The sequence below is a fragment of the Bathymodiolus platifrons methanotrophic gill symbiont genome (genome assembly GCF_002189065.1).
In the GTDB taxonomy this organism is placed as follows: domain Bacteria; phylum Pseudomonadota; class Gammaproteobacteria; order Methylococcales; family Methylomonadaceae; genus Methyloprofundus.
The window spans coordinates 1-5,727 of the sequence record NZ_BDMN01000135.1; the positions used below are offsets into that span (position 1 = coordinate 1).

Genomic DNA, 5,727 nt, shown 5'->3' on the forward strand with positions numbered 1-5,727 from the left:
GTCGTGCTTCCTTTGCAATTTCACCAATTAAATCATATTTAACTGCGCCTAATAATTAGTCAGCTTTCTCGGTAATATCTTTAGTTTTAACCATGCTATCACCTGATTTTAATCCACTCTCATCAATGTTTTTTTTCTGCTCCCCTTCGGTGATATGCACAATGACTTTTTTAACGGACAATTTTTTATCTATCTTTGAAACACTGTTTTTAATTAGCTCTTCATCTGAAAAATCAACTTCATAAACAGTTTTGATTTTGATTTTATTCCATAGGTCTTGGAACTCTTTTTTAGCAAAATTAGCATTTGGCTTAAAATCAGAAATATCAATGTTATCTGCTTTACCATCTGCACTGGCTTGAAAGTTAGCAGTGGTATGTATTTTTTGCATTAACTCACAAACACTGGCTTTAAAGGGGACGAGTTCAGTAGGGAGTTCTACGGTATCCTCCTCTATCGCTTTAACCAGCTTGTCCGTGATTTTATCATCCTTATCAATATAAGCTTGCTCTCTAAATTGAAAAATCAAATCCACTGCAGATTGATTAGTAAACGTCAATTGCTGCCCCTTTTCATTGGTAAGAACACGATCCACTAAGGCTTCAAGGGTTAAAATAACAGGTCTATCAGACAGTGACTCAACAGTTTCTTTTTGTAATTTTTTGGAAAAACTATCGTATGACTCACTGGCGATTACCGTTAAGGTATTCACATCAAAAAAATCATCCTCTAGTGTAGCAACATCCATGCGCGTACCTTTATCTTCGCCACGGCATTTCACACTAATTCTTAGCCCACGCCCAATTTCTTGACGTTTGTTATCTTCGGCTTGGCTATGTTTTAAGGTACAAATCTGAAAGACATTTGGATTATCCCAGCCTTCACGCAAAGCAGAATGCGAAAAAATAAAGCGTGTTGGCTCATCAAAACTAAGCAAACGCTCCTTATTTTTCATGATTAGATCATAGGCACTAATATCGGTACTATCCTGCTTTTCTGATTTGGTTTTACTGATGGAATCCACCAGCTTGCCTTTCTTATCTACCGAGAAATAGCCTTTATGGATTTCTTCCGTTTTATGTTCTTCTAAATACTGATTGTATTTATCATCAAAAAAATCACGCTCGGCAATGGCAAGCTTATATTCTTCTTCAAAAACACGCGCATATTCGCCTTTTTCATCGGCTTGTTCATAGTCTCGATATTTCACCACTTCATCAATAAAAAACAGGGACAACACTTTGATACCTTCATCAAATAAAGCCCGTTCTTTTTCAATATGAGATTTTATTGTTTCCCGAATTTGAATACGTCTTATATGTTGCTCGTCCACCTCCCCTATACTTTGACCCACGCCTATTGTGATGCCATTGGTAAAGGAAACTGTATTATGCAGACCGTTAATTTCTTTAACGATAAAACCTTGATACTGCTTCAATTCATTGGATAAGTTAAGCAGGTTATCTGTTTCTGTTATTTTTCTCAGTACTTTTTTTATGCCTGTTTTTTGCTTTATTTCAAACTCAAGACTGGCGGTTGGGTAGCGTTTTGGGTGAATATTAACCGCATCTAAAAAAAGATAACTGTTCGTGCCGCTGTTCCCCAACACCTCAATGCCTTTTACTTTGATTTTTTTAACCAGCTTTTGGTTATAAGCATCTATTGCATCTAGTCTGTAAACTTCATTATATTTTTTGTCTTTTTTATGGGTTGCTGAATAGCGCAACACACACAAGGGGTTAAATTCTTTAAATAAACTTTCGGACTTACCAAAGCGTTGCGGCTCATCAATAATTAGAATAGGTCTGGCTCTGCTGATAATATCAATCGGGCGTTCTGATTGAAGAGCATCAAGTTTTTGATAAATTTTTCTTGCGGATTCCCCTCTAATTTCTTTATCTTTTTTCTTTGCATTAAAAGCCTGATAATTCATAATCAACACTTCAATATTTGCAGTATTGGCAAAACTTTTAATATTAACAATATTGGATTTATTTTGTGTATTGTAGATAGAAAAGCGGATTTTTTTGCCATACAAATCCTGAAAATGATCTGCTGTTATTTCTAGGGATTTATGCACACCTTCACGGATTGCAACCGATGGCACCATAATAATAAACTTACTCCAGCCATATTTTTTATTCAGCTCGAACATGGTTTTAGTGTAAACATAGGTTTTACCCGTCCCTGTTTCCATTTCAATACTGAAGTTCGGTGTACCGTCTAAGGTTTCTAGTTGCTTGCTAGTATTAAGCCCTTGTTCTTTCTGTAGGGCTTGAACATTTTTAATCAGTTCCTTGTCATTCAAATCAAACTTTTTATTGGCAAATATTTCATGGACTAACAGCTCTGTTCGCTCCGTTATTTCTTTTCTATGCCCCTTGGTTTGTCCTGCAAAACAATCGACCACGGCTTGCGTAGCATCACTTTGGTAGCCTTGCTGTTTAAACTGTAATTTAATACCGTTAGCCATGTTATATCACCGTAATTAATGTTTCAGGTGAAAGCCTTTTAAAACGTTCTTCAAGATTAATACGGTCTTTGCTATTGGAAAAACTGCCATCTTTAAACACTACTTTAAACGGCTTTAACTGTGCTATTTCATCAATGATTTTTATGTTGATATTGTCATCAAAACAGGCGACTAAGGCGTTGGTTTGCACAATAAATACGTTGTTACCGTGCATTTCCTTTTGCTCAATCGGTAGATTAAGCTCTAGCCCTAAATCTAAAATAACTTGGGTGAGTAAATCATCAGGCTCTCGGCCTTCCTTGATATTGCTTTCTAAAGAAAAAATGTCATCTTGCGTTAGCTGTTCAGGGTGGTAATAGACTTCTTTCATATTGCTTGAGTCTGTTTTATAGACGCGAAAGCCAATATCCAGCTTATCAATATTTTCTTTATCTTGATTATCTTCGACTATTTTTTGTCCTGCACGGCGTATGCGTTCTTTGCTTATTTCTGCAATGGTTTTGTATCCTGCTTTATAGGCTTCAGATTTTTCATCGGTTGCTTCAGGGAGCTGTACCATGATGAATTTTCGGTTGCTGTTATCTGTAACATTTACAATGCTTGTAGAATGAGCAGTCGTTGCTGAGCCACAAAAAAAATCTAAAATAACATCATTATTTTTAGTAGCTAGAGAAATTAATTTTGATAATAACTTAACTGGTTTAGGCGTTTCAAAGACAACATCATTATCAAATATTTTTTGTATTTCTTTAGAAGCTCCACTATTACTATCTCCATCAGTAATTAAAGTTTGCATTACTTTTCCATCTCTAGTTTCACTTAGAAATCGTTTATTCATGGGGCGACCATTATTGTTTTTTCCCCATACAACAGTGCCCTCCTCAATTTTTCTCAACATTTCATTTTCAGGTACGCTCCACATCCTACCGTTTGGAGGGGTATGAATTTCTCCTGTAAATGGATTTTTAATGTCATAAATAAGACTTGGCGTACTACGCCCACCTTTAGCAGGTGAAGAAATATTATCTGCCATCCATGAGCCACGAGGGTCATTATCAGGGTTTTTATATTTTGCATTATCCTCAGCACTTCTTGGTTGCAAATATAGTTTTAAATTTAATAAGGACTTAGCATAGATTAATATATATTCATGTACAGCTCCTACAATTACATTATTCGGGGCGGTTTTTTTAACCCAAATAAAACATTCTAAAAAATTCGCCTCTCCAAATATTTCATCACATAGTTTCTGTATATTTGCCAATTCATTATCGTCAATGCTGATAAAAATAACGCCATCCTCTTTCAGTAAATCCCGTGCAATAATCAGCCGCTCATACATCATACTCAACCAATCAGAATGAAATCTGCCGTTGGTATCGGTATTTTTAAACAGCTTGTTATCTTCCTCATCTGTAGTGCCAAGCTCTTCTTCATAAGTTGCCTTTTTAGCCGTAAAGTTATCTTTATAAATAAAATCCTTACCTGTGTTGTACGGTGGATCAATATAAATCATCTTGATTTTACCTAGGTATGATTCTTGTAAAATCTTCAATACTTCAAAGTTATCGCCTTCGATATACACGTTTTCTGTGCTATCAAAATTAACGCTGTCATCTCGGCACGGGCGCAGGGTTTTGGTAATCGGTGTATTGGCTTTTAATAAAGCGGCTTTCTTTCCAGGCCAATCTAAGCGGTAACGCTCATCAAAACAGGCGACTAAGGCGTTGGTTTGCACAATAAATACGTTGTTACCGTGCATTTTCTTTTGTTCTATCGGTAGATTAAGCTCTAGCCCTAAATCTAAAATAACTTGGGTGAGTAAATCATCAGGGGTTCGCTCTTTCTTAATATTGCTTGCTAAAGAAAATAAGTTATCTTGAGATAGCTGTTCAGGGTGGTAATAGACTTCTTCCATATTGCTTGAGTCTGTCTTATAGACGCGAAAGCCAATATCCAGTTTATCAATGCCTATTTTATTTTGGTTGTCTTCTACTATATTAGTACCTGCTCGTCGGATACGCTCTTTACCTATTTCTGCAATGTTTTTGTAGCCCGCTTTATAGGCTTCAGATTTTTCATCAGTTGCTTCAGGGAGCTGTACCATGATGAATTTTCGCGTGCCTTTGTCTTCCGCGTTGAGTTGCATAACGGCATGGGCGGTTGTTGCCGAGCCTGAGAAGAAATCTAGGATAAGATCGTTCTTATTTGTGTTTGCAAATTCAATCAGTTGTGACAAAAGAAAGCTAGGTTTTGGAAATGGAAAAATCCCTAAATTTTCAAATATATCATTCATTTCCTTAGTTCCATTTTGAGTATAAACATTATCAATAATGGTTTGTTTTTTAGTTTTCCTAACAACACCTTTCCTGTCTTTTAGATACTGCTTAATATATGGTGAATATTTATCTTTCGTAAATCCTATCTCACCATGATCTATAGCATCTAATACACGCTCTTTTGACCATATCCATTGCCTTTTAGGAGATATTAATTTTCCATTAGGAGCTTCAAATGAAAATGTTAGATTATCTCTTGAGTCCATACTTTTACCAGCCTCTAGGGGTTGTGTTCTGTATCCTCCTCGTGAATTATAATTCTCATCTTTATGTGTATAGTATCTGTCAATATACTCTTGAGTGGCAGGTACATATATTTCACGAATTGATTCTTTAACCTTAGAATAAACAAAAATGTATTCGTGAACAGCTACTAAATGTTTTTCTTTTGCACCTTGGTACCTTTTTTTCCAAATCATTTGTTCCAAAGCATTCTCCTCCCCAAACACCTCATCACAAATCTCCCTTAAATTATGCACCTCATTGTCATCAATACTGATAAAGATAACCCCATCATCTTTCAATAAATCTCGTGCAACAATAAGACGTTCATACATCATACTCAACCAGTCAGAATGAAACCGCCCATTGCTATCGGTATTTTTAAACAGCTTGTTATCTTCCTCATCCGTAGCCCCGAGCTTTTCTTCATATTCCGCTTTTTTAATCTGTGTTGTATCTTTATAAATAAAATCTTTGCCTGTGTTGTAAGGCGGGTCAATATAAATCATTTTGATTTTACCTAGATATGACTCTTGTAAAATCTTCAATACCTCAAAGTTATCGCCTTCGATACACACGTTTTCTGTGCTATCAAAGTTCACGCTGTCATCTCGGCACGGACGTAGAGTTTTAGTAACCGGGGTATTGGCTTTTAATAATGCGGCTTTCTTTCCAGGCCAATCTAAGCGGTAA

General features: G+C 36.1%; 2 protein-coding genes. Both read right to left on the reverse strand.

From position 1 onward, the window contains the following. Positions 1-55: 55 nt before the first annotated feature. Complete coding sequence (locus CDZ78_RS08595; RefSeq protein WP_244559201.1) at positions 56-2,473, reverse strand: DEAD/DEAH box helicase family protein; 2,418 nt, start codon at positions 2,471-2,473, stop codon at positions 56-58. 1 nt (position 2,474) lies between these two features. Continuing rightward, a partial coding sequence (locus tag CDZ78_RS08600; RefSeq protein ID WP_087869652.1) for a site-specific DNA-methyltransferase occupies positions 2,475-5,727 on the reverse strand: 3,253 nt, incomplete at its 5' end.